The following is a 19,507-nucleotide window of genomic DNA, read 5'->3' as shown; positions in this document are numbered from 1 at the left end:
CTTATCTGGATTCACGTCTTCAAAGGCGTGGCGAAGGAGGCGGAAGGCCTGCCTGCCGCGATACGGGCCGCTTCCAGCGCAGCGATCTTTTCATCGATCTCGCGCCTGTCGGTCATGCCGTTCGGATTTTGCCGCGTCGCCATCGTCTCCGCGACATGCAGGTAACGTTCACCCGCCACGGCATGGAGGCGGACAAGTTCGACAAGCGGATCGGGATGATCGTCGGCGCGGATACTCAGCCAGGGATAATCCTGATCGCGATGGATGACGAGGGCGGCGGACTGCCTGCCGCGCTTGTCGCCGCCGGCATCCTCGCCTGCCTGCATCGCCAGCAGCAGGCGTTCGGCCAAGGGCTTGTCCATCGCCTTGTTGTAGGTGGCAAGCGTCTCGGCGACGACGTCAGGACCCGCGAGCATGTTACCGGCGACCGAGACGTTTTCGTCGATCAGATGCCCGGCCCAGTCGATGCATGCGACGCCGGTGAAGGCGGCGTTGCGCCCCTTCGCATCGATGAGGTGCAACTGCCGCTGATCGCGGCCGGCGTCACGCGCGGTCAGCTCGGCGATGATTTCCTTCGGTGTCCTGCCCGCAGCCAGCAGCGACAGGCCGTCGACGCCGTAGAGCGGGCTGACGAAGGCCTGCGTGGCGACGGCGCCGATGCCGCCACGAATATGCGGCACGAGGGCGCCAACGGCGAAGAAGCGGGTCGCGACGGCGATGCCGAGATGACCGGTCGAGGGATCACGGGCGACGATGGACCAGGTCATGGTTATCGTCCGATCGCATAGGCCTGCATCAGGCGCGGGGTGGCTGCGGCGCGCAACAGTCCGTCGCTATCGCGTCTCGCGGCGGTCAGCCGGCCGATCGTCCAGGGATCGGCGACCGTCAGCTTGTGGCCCTTGCGGCGCAGGGCATCAAGGACCTCGGGGCCGAAATTCGCCTCCGCCATCAGGCTGCCGGGTTCGCGGGTGCGGGGATAGAAGGAGCCTGGAAAATGCGAGGTGTGGAACAGCGGCTGGTCGATCGCCGCCTGCAGGTTCAGCTGGTGATGCGCATAACGCAGGAAGAAGGAGAGCTGCCACTGCTCCTGCTGGTCGCCGCCCGGTGTGCCGAAGGCCAGCGTCGGGCGGCCCTCGTAGAGGCCGAGCGACGGCGTCAGCGTCGTGCGCGGCCGTTTGCCGGGGGCAAGCGACGTCGGCAGGCCTGGTTTCAGCCAGAACATCTGGGCGCGGGAATTGAGGCAAAAGCCAAGACCGGGCACGGTCGGCGAGGATTGCAGCCAGCCGCCTGATGGCGTGACGGAGACCATGTTGCCGTCGCGGTCGATCACGTCGATATGCACGGTGTCGCCGCGCTTTTCGGAAAGATGCGCCATGGTCGGCTCGTAGACGGCGCCGGTTTTCGAATCCGCGCCGAGCATCGTCATCGTCAGATCATGCTGCGCCTCGAAGCCAGGCACGATGCCGGGGCGAAGATCGAAGGAGGCGTCTGCGCCGACCAGCTTGCGGCGCGCGGCTGCATAGGTCTCCGACAGCAGGTGCGCGACAGGGATCTCCGAGAAATCAGGATCGCCGTAATAGACTTCGCGGTCGGCGAAGGCGAGCTTCATCGCCTCGACGACGGTATGGACGAAATCGGCGCCAACGGGGTTCATCGCGGCGAGATCGAAGCCCTTGAGGATCGACAGGGTCTGCAGGAAGACCGGACCCTGGCCCCAGGGGCCGATCTTGGCGATGGTCCAGCCATGATAATCATAGGTCAGCGGCTCCTCGATGGTTGCCGACCAGTTCGCCATGTCGTTGGCAGTCAAAACGCCCTTGTGGCGGTTGCCGCTCGCATCCATCACCTCTGCAGTTTTGAGATAGTCATCGATCGTCTCGGCGACGAAGCCGCGATAGAAGGCGTCGCGGGCCGCCTCGACCTGCGCTTCCCGGCCGCTTTTCGCCTCGGCCTCGGCGATGACGCGCTTCCAGGTTTCGGCAAGCACCGGATTTCTGAAATTCGCATGCGCTTCGGGCGTGCTGCCATTGGGCAGCCATGTCTTGTAGGAGGTCGGCCATTCCTTCTCGAAGAAGGCGGCGAGCCCCTTGATGGTGGCAGAGACGCGCGGCAGCATCGGATGGCCGTGTTCGGCGTAGTAGATTGCTGGCTCGAGCACCTCGCGCACGCTCATCGAGCCGTAGTCGCGCAGCATCAGCATCCAGCCGTCGAAGGAGCCGGGGATGACGGTCGCAAGCAGCCCGTCGCCGGGGATCAGGCTCAGGCCTTCCGCCGTGTAGTGTTCGATCGTTGCGCCGGCGGGGGCAGGCCCCTGCGCGCAGATGACCTCGACCTTGTCCTTCTTCTTCGAATAGATCACCGCCGGCAGGTCGCCGCCCGGGCCGCAAAGATGCGGCTCGACGATCTGCAGCACGAAGCCCGTCGCCACCGCCGCGTCGAAGGCGTTGCCGCCCTTTTCGAGAATGCTCATGCCGACCGCCGAGGCAATCCAGTGCGTCGAGGTAACGACGCCGAAGGTGCCGAGGATTTCTGGACGGGTCGTGAAAGCGGTCATGTCAAATGTCCTTTCGAGAAATCATGCTTCGCGCGGATCGAGCGCATCGCGCAGGCCATCGCCTAAAAGATTGAAACCGATGACGACGAGGAAGATCGCGGCACCCGGCCACATCGCCATCCATGGCGCCTGGGAGAGGAAATTCTTGGCGACGTTCAGCATCGAGCCCCAGCTCGGCGCCGGCGGTTGTTGTCCGAGGCCGAGAAAGGAGAGGCTCGCCTCGGCAATGATGGCCGTTGCGATCGTCAACGTCGCCTGCACGAGGATCGGCGCAAAGACGTTCGGCAGGATATAGCGGGTGATGATGCTCGAGGACCGGAGGCCGATCGAGCGGGCGCCCTCGACATATTCCTCGGTCTTGACCGAAAGCACCTGGCCACGCGTCAGCCGCACGAAGACGGGCATGGCCGAAAGGCCGATCGCAATCATCGCATTGGTCAGGCTCGGACCAAGAAAGGCTGCGAGCGCGATCGCGGTGATGAGGAAAGGCATGGCCAGAAAGGCTTCGGTGATGCGGGAGATGACCATGTCGATCCAGCCGCCGAAATAACCGGAGATAAGGCCGAAGGGCACGCCGATGACAACGGCGATCGCCACCGAGAAGACGCCTGCCATCAGCGAAGCCTGCGCGCCCCAGATCATCCGGGAAAGAATGTCGCGGCCGATGTCGTCGGTGCCAAGCCAATGGGCGGCGGAGGGGGCCTTGCGGATCGCCGACCAGCTTGTGGCGTTCGGATCGGGAATCGGAAGAAGGGGGGCGGCAACCGCGAGGATGGCGAAGAAGGCGATGATCGCAAGGCCGACGAGAGCGCCCTTGTTGGCCTTCAGCTTGCGCCAGGCGCGGCTCGGCGTGCGGTCGACCGCGGAGGGAGTGCCGGTCTCTCCGATCGCGGTCATAGGGCGGCCCTCATGCGCGGATTGAGCAGGACGTAGAGGATGTCGGCCAAGAGGTTCATCAGAATGAAGCCGATCGCGGTGCAGATCACCACGCCCTGGACGACGGCGTAGTCGCGGTTGAAGACGGCGTCGACGATGAGCTTTCCAAAACCCGGAATGGTGAAGATCTGTTCTGTCAGCACGGCGCCGGCGAGCAGTTCGCCGAAGAGCAGGGCGGTCAGCGTCACGATCGGCAGCACCGCATTGCGGAAGCTGTGTTCGAGCACGACGGTGCTTTCCGACAGTCCCTTGGCGCGGGCGGTGCGGATGTAGTCGGTGCTCAGCACACTGAGCATTGCCGAGCGGGTATGCCGCATCAGGGTCGCAGCCAGCGCGTTGCCGAGCACGAAGGAGGGCATCAGCATGGTTTCCAGCGACCGCAGTGGGTTGCTGAAGAAGGGTTCGTAGCCTGATGCCGGCAGCCAGCCGAGATTGACCGAAACCAGGAGGATCAACATGATGCCGAGCCAGAAATTCGGGATCGACAGGCCGGTCAGCGCGATGATGTTGGCGAGATAGTCGATCATCGTGTTCTTCTTGACGGCCGCCAGGATGCCCATCGGCACGCCGATCGCAAAGGCGAAGATCATCGACATGATGGCGAGCTGGATGGTGACCGGCAGCTTTTCGCCGACGAGTTGCAGAACCGGCTGGTTGGTGCGCAGCGAAATGCCGAGATCGCCCTGAAGGGCGGCACCCAGCCAGCGGACATATTGATAGGGCACGGGATCGTTCAGCCGGTATTTCTCGCGCAGGAATTCGAGAACCTGCGGATCGCGTTCCTCGCCGGCCATGGCGAGGATCGGATCGCCGGGCAGCAGCTTCTGCAGCGAGAAGACGAAGACCGAAATGATCAAAAGCGTCGGTATGGCGACCAAGAGCCGTTTGGCGATGTAGGTATACATGGGCGATCCTGACACGACCAAAGCATGTCGCGCAAAAGTGTGCAGCGGTTTTGCGATAACGACATGCGCAAACAAAAAGCTAAAGCGCGTGAAGCGAATCTGAAAGATTGCGACGGGCTTTAGAATCATGCGGCGGAGGTTTCCGCCCCATGATTTTGCTTATGATCAGCCGGCTTTCTTGACGCCGACGAGGCGGATCATGCCATCCGGCGAGGGGATGAAGCCGGTGATGTTCTTGTGCAGCGCCCAGATCCAGGACTGATGGCCGAGATAGATGATCGGCAGATCATCGTTCAAGATGACGGCGGCAGCATCGTATTTCTGCTTGCGCACGGCATCGTCGGTCGATGCGCGGGCTTCGTTCAGCAGCTTGTCCACCTCGGGGTTGCAGTATTTCGTGTCGTTGATGCCACCCTTGCAGGTGATGAACTGGTGGATGTTGCCATCGGGATCGACGCGGCCGGACCAGTCGGAACGGCTGAGCTGATAGTTGCCGGCCGTCTGCTCGCTCAGCAGCGTGGCGAATTCCGTCGACTTCAAGCTCACGTCAAAGCCGGCTTCGCCGACCATCGACTGGATGATCTGCATCATCTGCATGGCAACAGGATTGTTCGGGATCTGCAGCTCGATCGGCACGCGGTCGAAGCCGGCTTCCTTGATCAGGGCCTTGGCCTTGTCGAGATCACGGGCGGGGACGGGAATATCCTTGTCGAACCATGGACTGCTTGGCGGGAAGGGCTGGTTGCCGGAAACGGCTGTACCTTCATAGACGATCTGGTTGACGGCATCGCGGTCGATCGCCAGCGAGAAGGCCTGGCGCAGGCGTTTGTCCTTGCCGAAAGCATTGTCGGCACGCGCACCATTGCCGATATTGGTATAGAGCGCCATGTAGCCGGTGCCGACGGCGTCGGCATAGACGAGGCTCGAATCCGCCTTCACCGCCTCAGCGTCGGTCGCCGCCAGGCGCTCGATCATGTCGAGATCGCCGGACCGCAGATTGGCGAGACGCACTGTCGTATCCGGGATCGGCAGATAGGTGAGCTTGTCGATGAAGATCTTGTCCTTGTTCCAATAGTCCTGGAACTTTTCGAGCACGATGCGGTCCTGCTGGACGCGCTCGACGAACTTGAACGGACCGGCGCAGACCGGGTGATCGCCGAACTTGGCGCCGAGTTCCTTGGCGGCCTTTGGCGAGACGATCATGCCGGCGCGGTCGGAAAGCTGGGCAAGAAGGGTGACATCAGGCGCCTTGAGGGTGAACTTGACCTCGTATTCGCTTGTCGCCTCGACCTTTGCGACGGAGCTGAGCTCGCTCTTGCGGCGTGATTCCGGCAGGGTGATGTTGCGCTCGATGGTGGCGACGACGGCTTCGGCGTTGAAGGGGGTCTCATCATGGAACTTGACGCCATGGCGCAGCTTCATGGTCAGCTCCTTGCCGTCGGCCGACCAGCTCCATTCGGTGGCAAGCTGCGGCACGATCTTCAGATCCGGTGAGACGTCGACGAGCTTGTCGCACATCGCAGTATAAACGATGCGGCCGACGAAGGTACGCGACTGCGCGGGATCGAGCACGTCGGCATCGTCCTGCAGGCCGATCTTCAGGTCGACGGCGAAGGCAGGAAGCGCAAACAGCGCGCCGGCAACGGTGGCGGTCAGCAATTTGGCGATCTTCATTCCATTCTCCTCTGTTTTGTTTTGTTTGGTTTTTGCTTCCATTCCGGCGGTTATGGCCCGTCCGTGTTTTTTCTCCCTGCTCACCTCGGTCAGGCGAGGGTCTTGTCGACCTCCGTTTCGCTATGATCGAGCGAGGTGATGCGGATGAGGCTTTCCTGCAGCGTCAGCAGATGCTGGCGCATGGCTTCGCCCGCCCTGGCAGGATCCCGAGCGGCGATCGCATCGACGATTGCCGTGTGCTGGCCGAAGGTGACGGGCCGCGTCCGGCTGGCGCTGCGGGCGCGCTCACGGATCGTCTGCCAGGCCTCGTCCTGCCGCACCCGGTTGATGACGTCGAAGATGGTGAGGAAGAAACCGTTGCCGGCGCATTGGGCGATCTGGCGGTGCAGCGCCCCGTCCCAGAGTTCGCGCCCGTCGGCATCGGTGCTTTCGTAGATCTTCTTCACCAGATCGTACATGCGCTCGATATCGGCGGCCTTGGCGCGCATGGCGGCAAGCTGGGCGAGTTGCGGCTCGATGCGCAGGCGCACTTCCATGACCTCCATGAGATCGGTGCCGGCAACGATCGAGCCGACATGATCGCTCCAGCCGTCGGGGCGCGGGCCGGCATAGGTGCCGGAGCCTTGGCGGCGCCAGATGCGGCCCTCGGCTTCCAGCACTTCGAGGGCGCGGCGGACGGCACGGCGGCCGACGCCAAGCATTTCCGAAAGGGTGCGCTCGGTCGGCAGCTTGCCGTCGGCGTCGAGACTGTCGGACCGCAGGAGAGCCCTCAGCCTCTCCAGTGCATAATTCGAATTGCCCTGCGTCTCATCCATCGGCATTCGCTGAAATGGTCCGTACCAATTTTCTATTGGTTCAGTGCAAACCAAATCGCGCCGAGCGTCAAGCGCTTTTTTGTGCAAATCAAAATCTGCTCGTTTTTTGCTCAATTCCCGCCATTGCCGCGATACGGGAAAACAGTCGACCGCGGCGACAGGGCGGCGCGATGGACAATGTTATTCAGAAAAATGCAATTGGTTCAGGTGGAGCTCAGGCCGGCGTCGAGCGTGCGGAGAGAAAGACCTGCGGCTCGAAGGCAAAATCCTTGTCGAAGGGATAGGTCGGATGCTGCTTGCGCAGCCGTGGCAGGCGCTCGACGAACTGGTCGACGACACCTGTCGACAGCGCCATCAGGTTCGGATTGGCAATCGGGGCCAGTTCCGGCGAGAGATAGCCCGATTTGACGACGATGACCTTCGCCCGGTGCGGGTCGAGGCCGAGCCGGGTGAAATCAACGATATTGTGATAGGGCCGGCGCTTGGCGGAGAGCACCAGATCAATACCACCGATCGAAACCACCGCCTGGCGGTCGGCGGGATCCGAAGTTTCGTGCAGGAACTTGACCGTGAAGCGGGCGATGACCGGCTTGCTGCCCTTGGTATCGAGCGAGGCGCCGACGCTGAGCTCCAGTTCCGAGCCGATGCCTGCGGCATAACAGGCCTCGGTCGCCGCCTTGTCGGCGATGCCGGCAAAGACGACGCCGGTGGCGTCGCTGGCGATCAGTTCGGCCAACACATCGGCCCGGTCCCCGACGCCGCCGCCTGTGGGGTTGTCGCCGGATTCGGCAAGCACCACTGGCGCGGTCGGGCTGGCGATCGCCCTTTCGACGCATTCTTCGACCGAGCCGGTCTCGCAGCCGAAGACGAAGTCTTGGCGCGCATCCCAATAGGCCTTGGCGAGGCGTTTGGCCTCGCGCTCCAGCACGGCGGGGTCGGTGCCGGTCATGATGGCGGCAGCGGTGGCGCGCGGTTCGTCGGCCCAGACATAGCCGACCATCAGCGATGCGTCCCAGACGCCATCAATCGCATCGATCCCGGGCAGCATGTCATAGAGGCTCTTTGCCGGCTCATCGACGGTGCTGGTGCGCTCGCCGGGCAGCACGACCGGGATCGGCGCCCAGAGAAGGGTCGGCCTCACGCCGGTTTTCAGGCTCTTGACCAGCATGAAGACGGAGCGGCGCATCGTCTCCTCGACATCGATATGCGGCGCGGTGCGATAGGTGGAATAGATGTCGAGCGCATCGATGATGCGCTGCGTGACGTTGCCGTGCAGGTCGTAGCTGGCCGAAACGGTGCAATCTTCGCCGACCAGCGCGCGGGCCGCACTGATCCAGTCGCCTTCGGCATCTTCCATGCCCTCGACATACATGGCGCCGTGCATGGCGAGATAGAGACCGTCAAGCGGCAGCATCGGCTTCAGCCGCTCGAGGAATTCGCCCTTGAAGGCCTCGTAGGTGGCACGCGAAACCGGACCGCCGGCAATGGCGCGTGCATGGATGGTCGGCAAGAAGTCGGCGTCATAATCCTTGAGGAAGGCGAAATACGGTGCTTCCAGCAGCGCCTCGCCACGCACCACGCGAAAATCCTTCTCTTCGTTCAGGACGGGATTGTATGTGCTGCATTCGGTATGAATGCCACCGACGGCGATGCGCATGTGAAACCTCAGTTGATGTTGGGAGCGATCAGGAAGGTGTTGACGGCGATGCTGGCACCCTGGCCCGAGCGCCGGCATCGACGCGCTGGGTGCGGATCGGTGTCGCTCGAAGGAGTTTGTGCTGCGATAAACTGAACATCCAGGGTCCGATCCGAAGACGCGTCCTTTTTGCCTCGACAATAAGTTTACAAGCGAACCAATCAACCAAAATAATTACAAACTTGATCTTCTAAGCCGGCGTCGAGGTTGAAGGTGCCTTAATCGATGAGCCTCCGACCGACTCGGTTTTTTCCGTCGGATGCTGCGGGCCGATTGCTGCCGACAAACGCGTCAGCGTCGCCATGAAGAAAAAATCCCACTTCGGGATCCCGAAATTCCCCCGCTTCGGGATTCCGAAATTCGTCGCGTTTTGGGCGGTGTCGTCGCGGGGAAACATCCAATGATTTCAACGCCGCAACCAATTTCGGGATTCCGAAGTGCTATATAGATTATGGTGGGGGTCTGGCTGGCCGATGAATTCAGCGAAGCGCTCGACAGGTTCAGCGAACAGGAAGTCGATGCGCCTGCCCACTCGGAGGCTATCCGTCGTATTCTTCGAGAATGGCTACCAGCTCACGGATTCCTGCCAAAATGACCTCGGAAACGTAGCGCAAGGCGTCAAATCAGCTCCTGCCATGAGTTTCGGAACGAATATGGTCCCTTGCCGTACGGCGCAAGGGCGTCAATCGTGGCGCCATGCAAACATGTAATCGGTTGAGAACGAGGTCCAATGGCGAAGGCAACCTATCCTGGAGAATAGGTTTTCCCCCTCGAAAGCTTTTGATATTTACCCTGCATCAGACACCGCGAATAACCAAAAGAACGGCGAAATCGCTCGCGACATTGGGGCATGTCATGGGTAGTAGGACTGACAACGTCGGCCAGCATAGGCGGATGCTTAATGATCCCGCGATTGTTGACGGGACCGCACATAAGCATCGCTCGTCAACGAGCGGGCAACCATGAGCGTGCCTTGCTCCAGCGATCCTCTCGAGAGCTCGCCGGCTGAGACAATCGAGGCGCGCCGGGACGAAATGCCGGTTGCTGACCAGAATCCTGCAAACGAGATGTCGCGCGTTCTGAGGACTGCGCCAATCCATCTTGCGGCAGACCCCTCCGGCGGTGCAATCGCCCACTGGAATCACGACCCCTTGCATGATGTCGTCGAGCCCATGACCGACCACGTCATCATGGCTTACAACGGCGTGATACAGCGCATGGAACGGCGGTCCGGACGATCGGTCGAGAGCGGAACGTTTCGTCGCGGGGTTGTGATCATCATCCCGGCTGGATCAAGCTCCCGATGGGATATTCCAAAACCGGTTGATGTCGTTCAGCTCTATCTTCCCCGCACGACACTGACGCGCATTGCCGACGAAACCGATACGTTCACGCCGACCGATCTGTTGGAGCGAACGGCGCATCCGGACCTCATTACATCCCGATTGCTCCTGAGCGCAGCCGATGTCCTGGAAGGCAATACGGCACTGGATACACTGTTCAGGCAGCAGTTGACTGACCTTCTAGCCACGCGCCTGCTGGCGGCGCACACAGGCAAGGCACCGAGCTATCAGCCGGCGCTCGGCGGCCTCGCGCCGAGCGTGCTGCGCCGGGCCATCGAACGATTGCGGTCGGACGCCGACGCGGACGTCTCCCTCGGTGCCCTCGCTGCCGATTCCGGGCTGTCGCGTTTTCATTTCTGTCGCGCTTTCAAGGAAAGCACGGGGCTTTCACCTCACAACTGGCTGCGTCAATATCGGCTCGAGCAAGCCATAAACATGCTGCGCGATCCTCAAAATTCGATCGCGTTGGTCGCCGCCTCCCTCGGCTATGCCTCGCAAACAGCATTTGCAGCTGCATTCCGAAAATTGACTGGTGAAACACCGACTGATTGGCGCCGCCGCCACGGCTGACCGTAATCTCCTTTCGCCCTCGCCTCAGATTCCGGACTGTCCCGTTCTTCGCTTTCACACCATCGGCTCGAGCACACGACGACCCTGCCGCGCAATCCCCCTGGCATGGCGTTGGTCGCAGCCTCACGTGACTGCGCCTCACAAACAGCCTTGGCCGCCGCATTTCGAAAGCTGACCGGTAAAACGCCGGGCGATGAACTGCGGCGCACCCGCTAAACCGCAATTGCTCTGCAATGGCGCCAATCCCTCTGGCGCAGCCGTAGACGTGTTTCGCTAAACCACCATTGCGCCCATACCGATGGATCCTGCGGAGACAAAGGATGGTCTGGGACACCGATTACGGGTCAATCGCAACGACGCGACCCGTAGCGGCTTGCATACCCGATTTTAGCAACTGTCCGTCCGGCAATGACGGGCGCCGAAACAAATATTCTCCAAAGGATCAGCACAATGACCTCCATTACAACCAGCGACGGTGTTCAGCTTTTTTACAAGGACTGGGGACCGAAGTCCGCTCAGCCGATCGTCTTTCACCATGGCTGGCCCCTCAGCTCCGACGATTGGGATAATCAAATGCTCTTCTTCCTCGGCAAAGGCTTTCGCGTGATCGCTCATGATCGCCGTGGTCACGGCCGATCGAGCCAGGTGAGCGACGGTCATGACATGGATCACTACGCCTCCGATGTTGCCGCAATGATCGACTACCTCGATCTTCGCAACGCGATCCATGTCGGCCACTCTACCGGCGGCGGTGAAGCCGCGCGGTATGTCGCGCGGTACGGCAAGGGTCGCGTTGCCAAACTGATCCTGATTGCGGCCGTGCCGCCACTGATGTTGAAGACCGGCGCCAATCCCGGCGGTCTGCCGATCGAGGCATTCGACGGATTGCGCAGCCAGCTCGCTGCCAACCGCTCGCAGTTCTATCGCGATTTTCCGAGCGGCCCCTTCTACGGTTACAACCGCCCGGGTGCCGAGCCGTCGCAGGCGGTGATCTCGAATTGGTGGCGTCAGGGCATGATGGGCGGCGCGAAAGCGCATTACGAAGGCATTAAGGCATTCTCGGAGACGAATTTCACCGAGGACCTGAAGAGCATCACCGTGCCGACGCTGGTGTTGCATGGCGATGACGACCAGATCGTTCCCATCGGTGCTGCCGCTCCATTGTCGGCGAAGCTCCTGCAGGCAAGCACGCTGAAAATCTACGAGAAACTGCCGCATGGGCTGTGCACGACCCATGCAGATGTCGTCAATGCCGACATGCTGGCCTTCATCACCGCCTAAGCGACGTCGCTTCACCAATCCGCGCGCCATCGTTACCGACCATCTCGCCGCCCATCGGGAGCGGCAACGGTGACGCGCGGCCCTTTGAAACCACAAACCACGGAGTGAATAACATGAGACTTGTGATTGTAGGCGCCGGGTTCGCCGGCATGTACGCCGCACTTTCCGCAGCCCGCCTGCGCGATATCGAAGGCGTTTCGCCCGAAGAGCTCGAAATCGCGCTGGTGTCCCCGGAACCGACGCTCGTCATCCGCCCCCGGCTTTATGAGCCGAAACCCGAGAGCCTGACGGCACCTTTGCAGGACGTATTTGACGCCGTCGATGTCGCCTACGTGCAGGGCAGCGTTGAAGCGGTCGATACGAAGGCCGGCACCGTAGACGTCGTCAATGCCAAAGGCGAACGAAAGTCCCTTCAGTATCATCGCCTTGTGCTCGCCACCGGCAGCCGGCTGTTCCGTCCGAATATTCCCGGCCTCGCCGACTACGCCTTCAGCGTCGATAACATCGATGACGCCATTGCCCTTGATCGCCACCTGCACGAGCTTGCGAAGATGCCGGCCTCGGCCGCGCGCGACACAATCGTTGTTGCCGGCGCTGGTTTCACAGGTATCGAGGCGGCGACCGAGATGCCTTCGCGGCTGCGGACCCTGTTCGACAAGGCGGCCAATCCGCGTGTCATCATCGTCGACCGCAGCAGCGCGGTAGCCCCCGACATGGGCGAAGGTCCGCGCCCGATCATCGAGGAAGCACTTCACAAGCTCGGCGTGGAAACGCGGCTCAATGCCGGCGTTTCATCGCTGGATAAATCCGGAGTTACGCTGAGTACCGGTGAGCATATCGAAACCATGACCGTCATCTGGGCGGGAGGCATACGGGCCAATCCGCTGACCACCAAAATTCCCGGCGAGCGTGACAAGTTCGACCGGCTGCTGGTCGATGGCTGCCTGCGCGTGCCGGCCGTACCCGGCGTCTTCGCCACCGGGGATGCGGCGCGCGCCGCTTGCGACGACTGCGGCAACTACGCGCTGATGTCGTGCCAGCACGCCACACGCATGGGCGCCTTCGCGGGCAACAACGCCGCCGCTGAACTGTTGGGCGTGCCAGCACGGCGATATCATCAGGAAGCCTATGTCACCTGCCTCGACCTCGGAGATGCCGGAGCCCTCTTTACGCGAGGATGGGATCGCAAGGTGGAGATGGTCGGCGAGAAAGCGAAGGCGACCAAGCAGGAGATCAATACCGTCTGGATCTATCCGCCGAAGCCCGAGCGCGCCGCTGCGCTGGCCTCAGCTGATCCGGAGCATGTGACCAAACTGTGATCGGATCCCTCGATGAGGCTGCGCTCTGAATAAGAGCGCAGCTTGCCATATTCCGGCTTGTTCCCGACGCAACTCATTTTTCATCGATCATTTCTTCCCGAGCGCTTTCGGCTCGTAAGCAATCTTTGAAGGCGTGCGATACCATCGGGCTGGTGCGGCGCGATGCTTGCCATAAAAGGCACGAGACTCATGCCGTTAAAGAAAAGGATCTGGACGATCAGGCGACCTGTCGGACGGTTTCCGCCCTGTGTGCCACACGACGATCCCGGCAATTCCCAGCGTGTTGATCAGGACGACCGGCTGGAAGTTGTCATCACTAGACATAGCTAGGTTCAGCGATCATGGTTTGTGCCAATGACGGGCACGGCATCGTGCCCGGCCAGATCGCCTATTTCTTGATCGGGAAGGTCAGTTCCTGCTCAGTGGTATCGACCACGAAGACAGCAAGCAGCTTTGCCGGCTTAGTCTTGCTGGCGTTTTCGCTGACACCGTGGCGATCGCCCGGAAATTCCGAAAAGCTTTCACCGGCGCTATAGACAGTGACGGGGCCATCGTTGACCTGACTGCGGATCGCGCCTTCGAGAACGGTCGCGTATATGAAGGCGGACGCTGGATGTGTATGGCCCTCCGAGAAACCACCCGGAGCATATTCGACGAGAACGCCCTTCATGCTCTTGCCGGGTACGTTCGGCAGTTTGTGGTCATAGACCAGCGTAACCTTTGCGCCCTCCCCGCCACCGGGCGCATCATGCGCAAGAGCCGAACCTGACAGGAGAGCCGTCAATGCGACGGCAAAAGCCAATGACTTGATCATGTTTATCGTCCTTTCATGACTTGGAGTCGATCGCGGTTTCTATATAACATATTGTTTTTATATATCTTTTCGATGGCATCGCCATCAAAATGTAATGCTGCGGGCGCATGGGCCGCTTATCAGGCGGCCAATGCGCAATTCGTTATTTTCTGGGCGTTGTCGCAAACCAATCGTCGAAACCGATGCGGCCGATGCGAGGATGATTGTCGGAGACGAGTGAACCGTCTTCCAGTTTGGTGCCGAAATAGCGGGCATCCGGATCTGCGACAACGGTGCGGGAATCTCCGATCGCCTTGAGGTAGCGCGCGGCGAAATCGCAGAGACGCGCGCGCTCGGGGCCGCAGATTTCGATAATGCCGTTAGCCGGCGCGGCAAGCGCCGCGTCCGTCACGAAATCGGCGACGTCGTCGGACGCGATCGGCTGCAGGGAACCTGTCGACAAGCGGGCCGTGTCGCCAACCGTGCCCTCCTGGGCGATGCCGCCGAGAAATTCCATGAACTGTGTGGAACGCACGATGGTGTAGGGAATGCCGGCTTCCCGGATGATCTTTTCCTGGGCGACCTTGGCTCGAAGATAGCCGCTATCCGGCAACCGATCCGTGCCGACGATGGAAAGCGCGATGTGGTGTTTCACGCCGGCCGCGATTTCCGCTGCCATCAGGTTCTTACCCGCCGTCTGAAAAAATTCAAGCACGGCCTTATCCTCGAAGGATGGCGAGTTCGCGAGGTCGATCACCACGTCGGTATTCTTCAGTGCTTCCGCCAAGCCCTCCCCGGTAAGGGTATTAACGCCGGTTTTCGGGGCAGCGGCAATGACCTCATGCCCTTTCTTGCGCAGGCGCTCTGCGGTCTTGGAGCCGATCAGGCCGGTTCCGCCGATAATCACGATTTTCATAAGACGCTCCATTTGCTGCGCGCCCATGCGGTGCGCGTGGTTCAATAGGTGGATAGGTGAAGGCTGGTTGAAGCTCGGGCTTGAAGGCCGGGCTGGGCACGGCCTTCAAGGATGCACGCTCTGGTTCGGCCTTAATTCAACAAGCGGTCAGTAGTCCCAGAAGACCGGGACCCAACGAAAGGCGTCGCCGTCGACCGCAACATGGCCAACAGAAGGAAACGGCATATGCGTTGCCACCAGCAGTTCGCCGGTCGCTGCAAGCTCCCGCAAAAGCCGGACCCGAACGCGGGCAGCCTCCTCGGGGTCATGTTCGAAGCCGTTGTACCAGTCGGGGTGGTCGAACCCGACCGCGAACACGGCGTCGCCGGCAAACATCAGACGGTCGTTGCCTGAGGCCACGCGGACCACGCTGTGCCCAGGGGTGTGCCCGCCGGTACGAGAGACGACCACGCCCGGCGCCACTTCATGCTCATCCTCGAACAGCCTGAGATGGCTGCGATACTCTTTGGCGAACCGCTTGGCGGCCGCCCGAAGCGCGTCGGGGAAGCCCGCCGGCATCGAGACGTGGGAGAAATCGGGCGACTCCCAAAATTTGACCTCGGCCGCGGCCACATGGATCCGCAGGTCGGGATTCAACTGTTCCTTCACCCCGTCGACGAGCAGCCCGCCAACGTGGTCCATGTGCATGTGTGTAAGAACCACGTCGGTCACGGATCCAAGATCGATGCCAGCGGCCTCCAGGCGCTTCATCAACTGCCCGGCCCGCGGCAAGTTCAAGTCCGGGTCTAATCCTAACCCGGCGTCGATGAGTATGGTCTGCCCACCGCTGCGCACCACGACCACGTTCAGTGCCCAGTCGAAGGCGTCCGGCGGCAGGAACATGTCGCCCAGCCAGGCGGCCCGGGCGGCCGGCTCGGCGTTGTGTCCCAACATCGCGGTTGGGAGCGGTAGCACCCCATCGCTGATCACCAGCACGTCAATCTCGCCGATCCGTACCGCATAGCGCGACGGAACCAGCTCTTCGGGCGCCGGTCTGCTGGGATGTGAGCTGTTGTCCAGTTTCATGCCTGCCTTCTGAGTGTCATTGATCATCTGGTTCATCTTTGAAAACTCCTGTGTTCTATCCTGGTGCTAATCCTGGGTGGCTTACGCTTCCTGGACGGGAAGCGCGGTCAATGCGGGTGAAGTCTCTAGCGGTCGGCGACACACTCACTGCTGGCGTGTCCTCTAATGATCTAGCGAAACCGATCTGCGGCTGCGCCAGAACGATTGCTGCCGCTGCAGAGCAATTGCTGTTGACGCATGCGCATGCGGCAGTCGCCCGGGGTTTCGCCGGTTTGTTGGATGCAGCCGCGAGAGAAACGTCCCGCAATGATCCTCAAAGACATCCTGGCCTTCGGGATCGTCGTTTACGTGGTTCTCGACTGCTTCGACCTTAGGGTCGGCATCCAATAACGAGTTGGAACACCATCGCCCCATCTGAGATAGCAACGAGACGTCACTCGTCTGGCAAGCTGGTGCTGCGGCCTTTCCAACAGGCCTCGCCATCAACATCTCGGGGCCGTTGATTGAAGCTCGGCGCGCTTTCCCAAGTAGGCGGAACGGTGCCAAAACGATGAAGCCGGGCGCTATGGATTTCCTCACCAAGCCGGTGTCAGACCAGACGCTGCTCGATGCAGTGGGGCCGGTATCGCGTTGGATGGCCCCGGCGCACGGAAGCTATCGTCGTCTGGCGCAATCTTGAATGTTTAGGGATGCTGACGCATCGCGAGCGCGAGATCCTACGCGAAGTGGTGACGCGCGGACGCCTCAACAAACAGATCGCTTTCGACCTCGGCATCAGCGAAGTCACGGTCAAGCTCAGATGGCTTCGAGGGCTTTTGCCTCGCGGGCGATGAAATCGCAGACCAGCTTTACGCGCAACGGCACGGTGCGACCAAAGGCGTGCAGTGCACTAAAGGGAGCGCTAGGGAACGCAAACCCCGCCGCGAGCGTAACAAGCGTGCCGTTTGCCAGGTCTTTCGCGACCAGACATCGCAGAAGATAGGCCGCTCCCAGCCCACTGAGCGCAGCCTGAATCAGTGCGGCCCCTGAGTCGCAATCGACGCGCCCGAAGGGAATGAAGCTCGTCCCGTCCGGCAGGCGCAGAGGCTGCGTGACACCACCCAGTGCATAGCGGGCAAAGGGCAAAGCCGCCAGCGCTTCGGCAGTTGCAGGATTGCCCCAGGTCTTCAGAAAGGTCGGAGACCCGACGATCGTCATCGGCAGGTCGGCCAGGTGACGAACCATGAGGTCTCCCGGCGCGGGATTTCCAACGCGCAGCACAACGTCGTAGTCCTCCCTGATCAGGTCGACGAACCGATCCGTAAGTCCGACTTCGAGATGCAGGTTCGGATAGTCGGCTGCAAAGCTTCCGAAGAGGCGCGGCAGCAGTAGAGGGGCCATTTCGCTAGGCATGCTGATGCGCAAGCGACCCGAGGGCGCAACGTCGGACCTGATCGCCTCTTCACTTGCATCCAGGTCTCGCAACAGCGGCGCAACGCGGTCGAAGAAAAGTTGCCCGTCCTGGGTAAGCATCAGGGCGCGCGTGGAGCGCAGGAACAGCCGGGCGCCAATCTTCTTTTCCAGCCGCGCCACGCTCTTCGACACCGCTGACGGTGTCGTCGCCAGATCGCGGGCCGCGGCGCTGAACGATCCGGCCTCTACCGTCCGCACAAAAGCCATCAATCCGGGCATCTCGTTGAGCAGATTCGGCATTTGCACCTCCGCGGCACAGATCATGTGCCCGCCCATGATCTAATGACGAAGGGTGGCAGCGTTTATCTCATTTCTCGTTGAAAGGAGATAAACAATGCAACACCTCAAAGACAAGGTCGCCGTCATCACCGGCGGCAATAGCGGCATCGGCAAGGCGACCGCTCGGCTGTTCGCGGAAGAAGGAGCGCAGGTCATCATTTCCGGGCGCCGGCAGGATGCTGTCGACCGCGCCGTGCAAGAAATCGGTCCGTCGGCCATCGGCTTCGTGGGTGATGCCGCCGACCTAGAAGATCATCGCAGGCTGGCGGACACCGTGAAGAGCCGCTTCGGCGGGCTCGACATCTACATGGCCAATGCTGGGATCATCAATCTCACCCCCTCCGCCGAGGTGACTCCGGCAGACTATGACCGGCACTTCGCAATCAATACGCGCGGCGTGTTCTTCGGCGTGCAGACGATCGCCCCTCTGATCCGCGACGGCGGAAACATCATCGTTACGAGCTCGCTCGCGGCCACGAAGGTCCTCCCGGATCATGCCGTCTATGCCGGTTCAAAGGCAGCAACCGCCGCCTTTGCGAAAAACTGGGCGATCGAATTCAAGCCGCGGCGGATCCGCGTCAACATCCTGAGCCCGGGACCGGTCGAGACGGAAATCCTCGCCAAGCTGGGCGTATCGGAGGCCGAGCGGCCGGCATTCGAAGATTACATGGCTTCCCTGATCCCTGCCGGCCGTCTCGGCCTGCCGGAAGAGTTGGCGCGCGCCGCACTCTTCCTCGCCTCCGACGCAGGAAGTTTCGTCAACGGGATCGAGCTTCACGTCGATGGCGGCATGACCCTGGCTTAAACGGCCTGCCCTTTGCCCGCCCCACGGGCTCTAGAAGTTGTCGGTGGACTATGATCTGGGATATATCGACCTGGAGCAGAGGACTTTGCAAACCACCGACAATTCGTTCGGCACGAGGTTGTCACCCATGTCTGAGAAACAATCTGTTACCTGTGTCTTCGGTATGGGCAATTTGGAAACTGGAGCGGGCGAAGGGATTCGAACCCTCGACCCCAACCTTGGCAAGGTTGTGCTCTACCCCTGAGCTACACCCGCTCAATCCGCATCGGTCCGGGGTAGTTGTTGGACCGTGGGCGCCGCCTCGCGGCGACCGGCGCTATATGGCCTAACGGGTTTTCAAATGCAACAGGGAAATGACGGTGAGGCGAAGAAAAATTCTGGTGTTCGCAGAGCTCGGGCGGAAAGGCCGCAAATGCGGGGCAAAGCGTCGGTCGCAAAGATTGCCAAACGATGTGGACGGACTTAATCAGGACGCCTCGCTTTTTTCCCTTCCCGTCCAATGGATTGCCCCATGTCCGAAAATGCCCCCAAGACCAGAGAAGAATTGTTTGCCTTTCTCGACGGGCTCGGCATCGCCCATAACACCGTGGACCATGCGCCGGTCTTCACTGTCGCCGAATCGGTGGCCCTGCGCGACGAGATCCCCGGCGGCCACACCAAGAATCTCTTCGTCAAGGACAAGAAGGACAAGTATTTTCTGCTGACGGTGGAGGAAAATGCTGCCGTCGACCTCAAGCAGGTGCATAATGCCATCGGCGGGTCCGGCCGGGTCTCTTTCGGCAGACCGGAGAAGCTGATGGAGTATCTCGGCGTGGCTCCGGGTTCCGTCACGGCGTTCGGCGCGATCAACGATACTGCGGAGAATGTCACCTTCGTGCTCGATGCCGAGCTGATGCGCGAGGAGATCGTCAACTGCCATCCGCTATCCAATGATGCGACGACCTCGATTGCGAGCAGTGACCTCATCCGTTTCATGGAAGCGACGGGACATAAGCCACTTGTCTTGAAAGTGACGTCCTGACATACGATTTTAGCGCTAAAGCGCGTGGCGATCTTTTAGATTCGCTTGCCGCGCTTTAGTCTTTGGTTTTGCGCATGTCTTTA

16 protein-coding genes, 1 tRNA gene and 1 pseudogene are annotated in these 19,507 nt (G+C 61.1%); 6 read left to right on the top strand and 12 right to left on the bottom strand.

All coding sequences use genetic code 11. The features are described 5' to 3' along the window. Positions 1 to 11: 11 nt before the first annotated feature. The 7 genes from ACD590_RS21515 to ACD590_RS21485 form a co-directional block, all read right to left on the bottom strand. Positions 12 to 767 carry a DUF1028 domain-containing protein gene (locus tag ACD590_RS21515; RefSeq protein WP_439003318.1) on the bottom strand — a complete coding sequence of 252 codons (756 nt, stop codon included), beginning with the start codon at positions 765 to 767 and terminating at the stop codon, positions 12 to 14. A 2-nt stretch (positions 768 to 769) separates the two neighbouring features. Further along, on the bottom strand, positions 770 to 2,554 hold the full coding sequence (locus ACD590_RS21510) for a gamma-glutamyltransferase family protein (RefSeq protein ID WP_018448291.1): 1,785 nt from the start codon (positions 2,552 to 2,554) through the stop codon (positions 770 to 772). A gap of 21 nt (positions 2,555 to 2,575) precedes the next feature. Beyond that, positions 2,576 to 3,451, bottom strand: coding sequence for an ABC transporter permease (locus tag ACD590_RS21505; RefSeq protein ID WP_222284865.1), 876 nt, complete (start codon positions 3,449 to 3,451; stop codon positions 2,576 to 2,578). Continuing rightward, entirely contained in the window at positions 3,448 to 4,395 is a 948-nt protein-coding gene (locus ACD590_RS21500) for an ABC transporter permease (protein ID WP_130718241.1), read from the bottom strand. Before ACD590_RS21500 ends, ACD590_RS21505 begins: the two co-directional genes overlap by 4 nt. Positions 4,396 to 4,560: 165 nt before the next feature. Further along, on the bottom strand, positions 4,561 to 6,069 hold the full coding sequence (locus ACD590_RS21495; RefSeq protein ID WP_131702829.1) for an ABC transporter substrate-binding protein: 1,509 nt from the start codon (positions 6,067 to 6,069) through the stop codon (positions 4,561 to 4,563). An 89-nt stretch (positions 6,070 to 6,158) separates the two neighbouring features. Continuing rightward, positions 6,159 to 6,890, bottom strand: a complete 732-nt coding sequence (locus ACD590_RS21490; protein ID WP_012759394.1) for a FadR/GntR family transcriptional regulator — start codon at positions 6,888 to 6,890, stop codon at positions 6,159 to 6,161. Positions 6,891 to 7,098: 208 nt separating this feature from the next. Further along, positions 7,099 to 8,541, bottom strand: a complete 1,443-nt coding sequence (locus tag ACD590_RS21485; protein ID WP_193444584.1) for a M81 family metallopeptidase — start codon at positions 8,539 to 8,541, stop codon at positions 7,099 to 7,101. A gap of 1,001 nt (positions 8,542 to 9,542) precedes the next feature. Here ACD590_RS21485 and ACD590_RS21480 point away from each other — a divergent pair. From ACD590_RS21480 to ACD590_RS21470, 3 genes are all read left to right on the top strand, one after another. After that, positions 9,543 to 10,493, top strand: a complete 951-nt coding sequence (locus tag ACD590_RS21480; RefSeq protein WP_182564481.1) for a helix-turn-helix domain-containing protein — start codon at positions 9,543 to 9,545, stop codon at positions 10,491 to 10,493. Positions 10,494 to 10,943: 450 nt separating this feature from the next. After that, positions 10,944 to 11,774, top strand: coding sequence for an alpha/beta fold hydrolase (locus ACD590_RS21475; protein WP_222284885.1), 831 nt, complete (start codon positions 10,944 to 10,946; stop codon positions 11,772 to 11,774). 113 nt (positions 11,775 to 11,887) lie between these two features. Next, positions 11,888 to 13,093: an NAD(P)/FAD-dependent oxidoreductase gene (locus tag ACD590_RS21470; protein ID WP_439003317.1), complete on the top strand. Its 1,206-nt coding sequence runs from the start codon at positions 11,888 to 11,890 to the stop codon at positions 13,091 to 13,093. A gap of 388 nt (positions 13,094 to 13,481) precedes the next feature. Here ACD590_RS21470 and ACD590_RS21465 read toward each other — a convergent pair whose 3' ends face one another. From ACD590_RS21465 to ACD590_RS21455, 3 genes are all read right to left on the bottom strand, one after another. Continuing rightward, the gene (locus tag ACD590_RS21465; protein ID WP_018244005.1) at positions 13,482 to 13,907 is read right to left on the bottom strand and encodes a cupin domain-containing protein; all 426 of its coding nucleotides are present in this window, start codon (positions 13,905 to 13,907) and stop codon (positions 13,482 to 13,484) included. Between the two features lie 142 nt (positions 13,908 to 14,049). Next, positions 14,050 to 14,802 carry an SDR family oxidoreductase gene (locus ACD590_RS21460; protein ID WP_018448281.1) on the bottom strand — a complete coding sequence of 251 codons (753 nt, stop codon included), beginning with the start codon at positions 14,800 to 14,802 and terminating at the stop codon, positions 14,050 to 14,052. Between the two features lie 147 nt (positions 14,803 to 14,949). Then, positions 14,950 to 15,903, bottom strand: coding sequence for an MBL fold metallo-hydrolase (locus tag ACD590_RS21455; RefSeq protein ID WP_439003316.1), 954 nt, complete (start codon positions 15,901 to 15,903; stop codon positions 14,950 to 14,952). Positions 15,904 to 16,411: 508 nt separating this feature from the next. On the opposite strand from ACD590_RS21455, the pseudogene ACD590_RS21450 reads away from it, so the two are divergent. Continuing rightward, a pseudogene (locus ACD590_RS21450) lies at positions 16,412 to 16,664 on the top strand (response regulator transcription factor); the annotation flags it as partial. Here ACD590_RS21450 and ACD590_RS21445 read toward each other — a convergent pair. Continuing rightward, positions 16,663 to 17,595 (bottom strand): LysR substrate-binding domain-containing protein, encoded by a 933-nt coding sequence (locus ACD590_RS21445; protein ID WP_439003315.1) that lies wholly within the window; start codon positions 17,593 to 17,595, stop codon positions 16,663 to 16,665. The pseudogene ACD590_RS21450 and the gene ACD590_RS21445 overlap by 2 nt on opposite strands. A gap of 58 nt (positions 17,596 to 17,653) precedes the next feature. Here ACD590_RS21445 and ACD590_RS21440 point away from each other — a divergent pair, with 58 nt between their 5' ends. Next, positions 17,654 to 18,403 (top strand): SDR family NAD(P)-dependent oxidoreductase, encoded by a 750-nt coding sequence (locus tag ACD590_RS21440; protein WP_439003314.1) that lies wholly within the window; start codon positions 17,654 to 17,656, stop codon positions 18,401 to 18,403. Positions 18,404 to 18,583: 180 nt separating this feature from the next. Here the strand turns inward: ACD590_RS21440 and ACD590_RS21435 are convergent. Then, positions 18,584 to 18,658: transfer RNA gene (locus ACD590_RS21435), tRNA-Gly, on the bottom strand. A gap of 256 nt (positions 18,659 to 18,914) precedes the next feature. On the opposite strand from ACD590_RS21435, the gene ACD590_RS21430 reads away from it, so the two are divergent. Next, positions 18,915 to 19,424 carry a prolyl-tRNA synthetase associated domain-containing protein gene (locus tag ACD590_RS21430; RefSeq protein WP_047620264.1) on the top strand — a complete coding sequence of 170 codons (510 nt, stop codon included), beginning with the start codon at positions 18,915 to 18,917 and terminating at the stop codon, positions 19,422 to 19,424. The last annotated feature ends 83 nt before the right edge of the window (positions 19,425 to 19,507 follow it).

Origin of the sequence: Rhizobium sp. 862_C5_N1_2 (genome assembly GCF_051811205.1) — a bacterium.
In the GTDB taxonomy this organism is placed as follows: domain Bacteria; phylum Pseudomonadota; class Alphaproteobacteria; order Rhizobiales; family Rhizobiaceae; genus Rhizobium; species Rhizobium leguminosarum.
The sequence above is the reverse complement of the archived record's forward strand: the minus strand, read 5'-3'. Positions and strand labels throughout refer to the sequence as shown.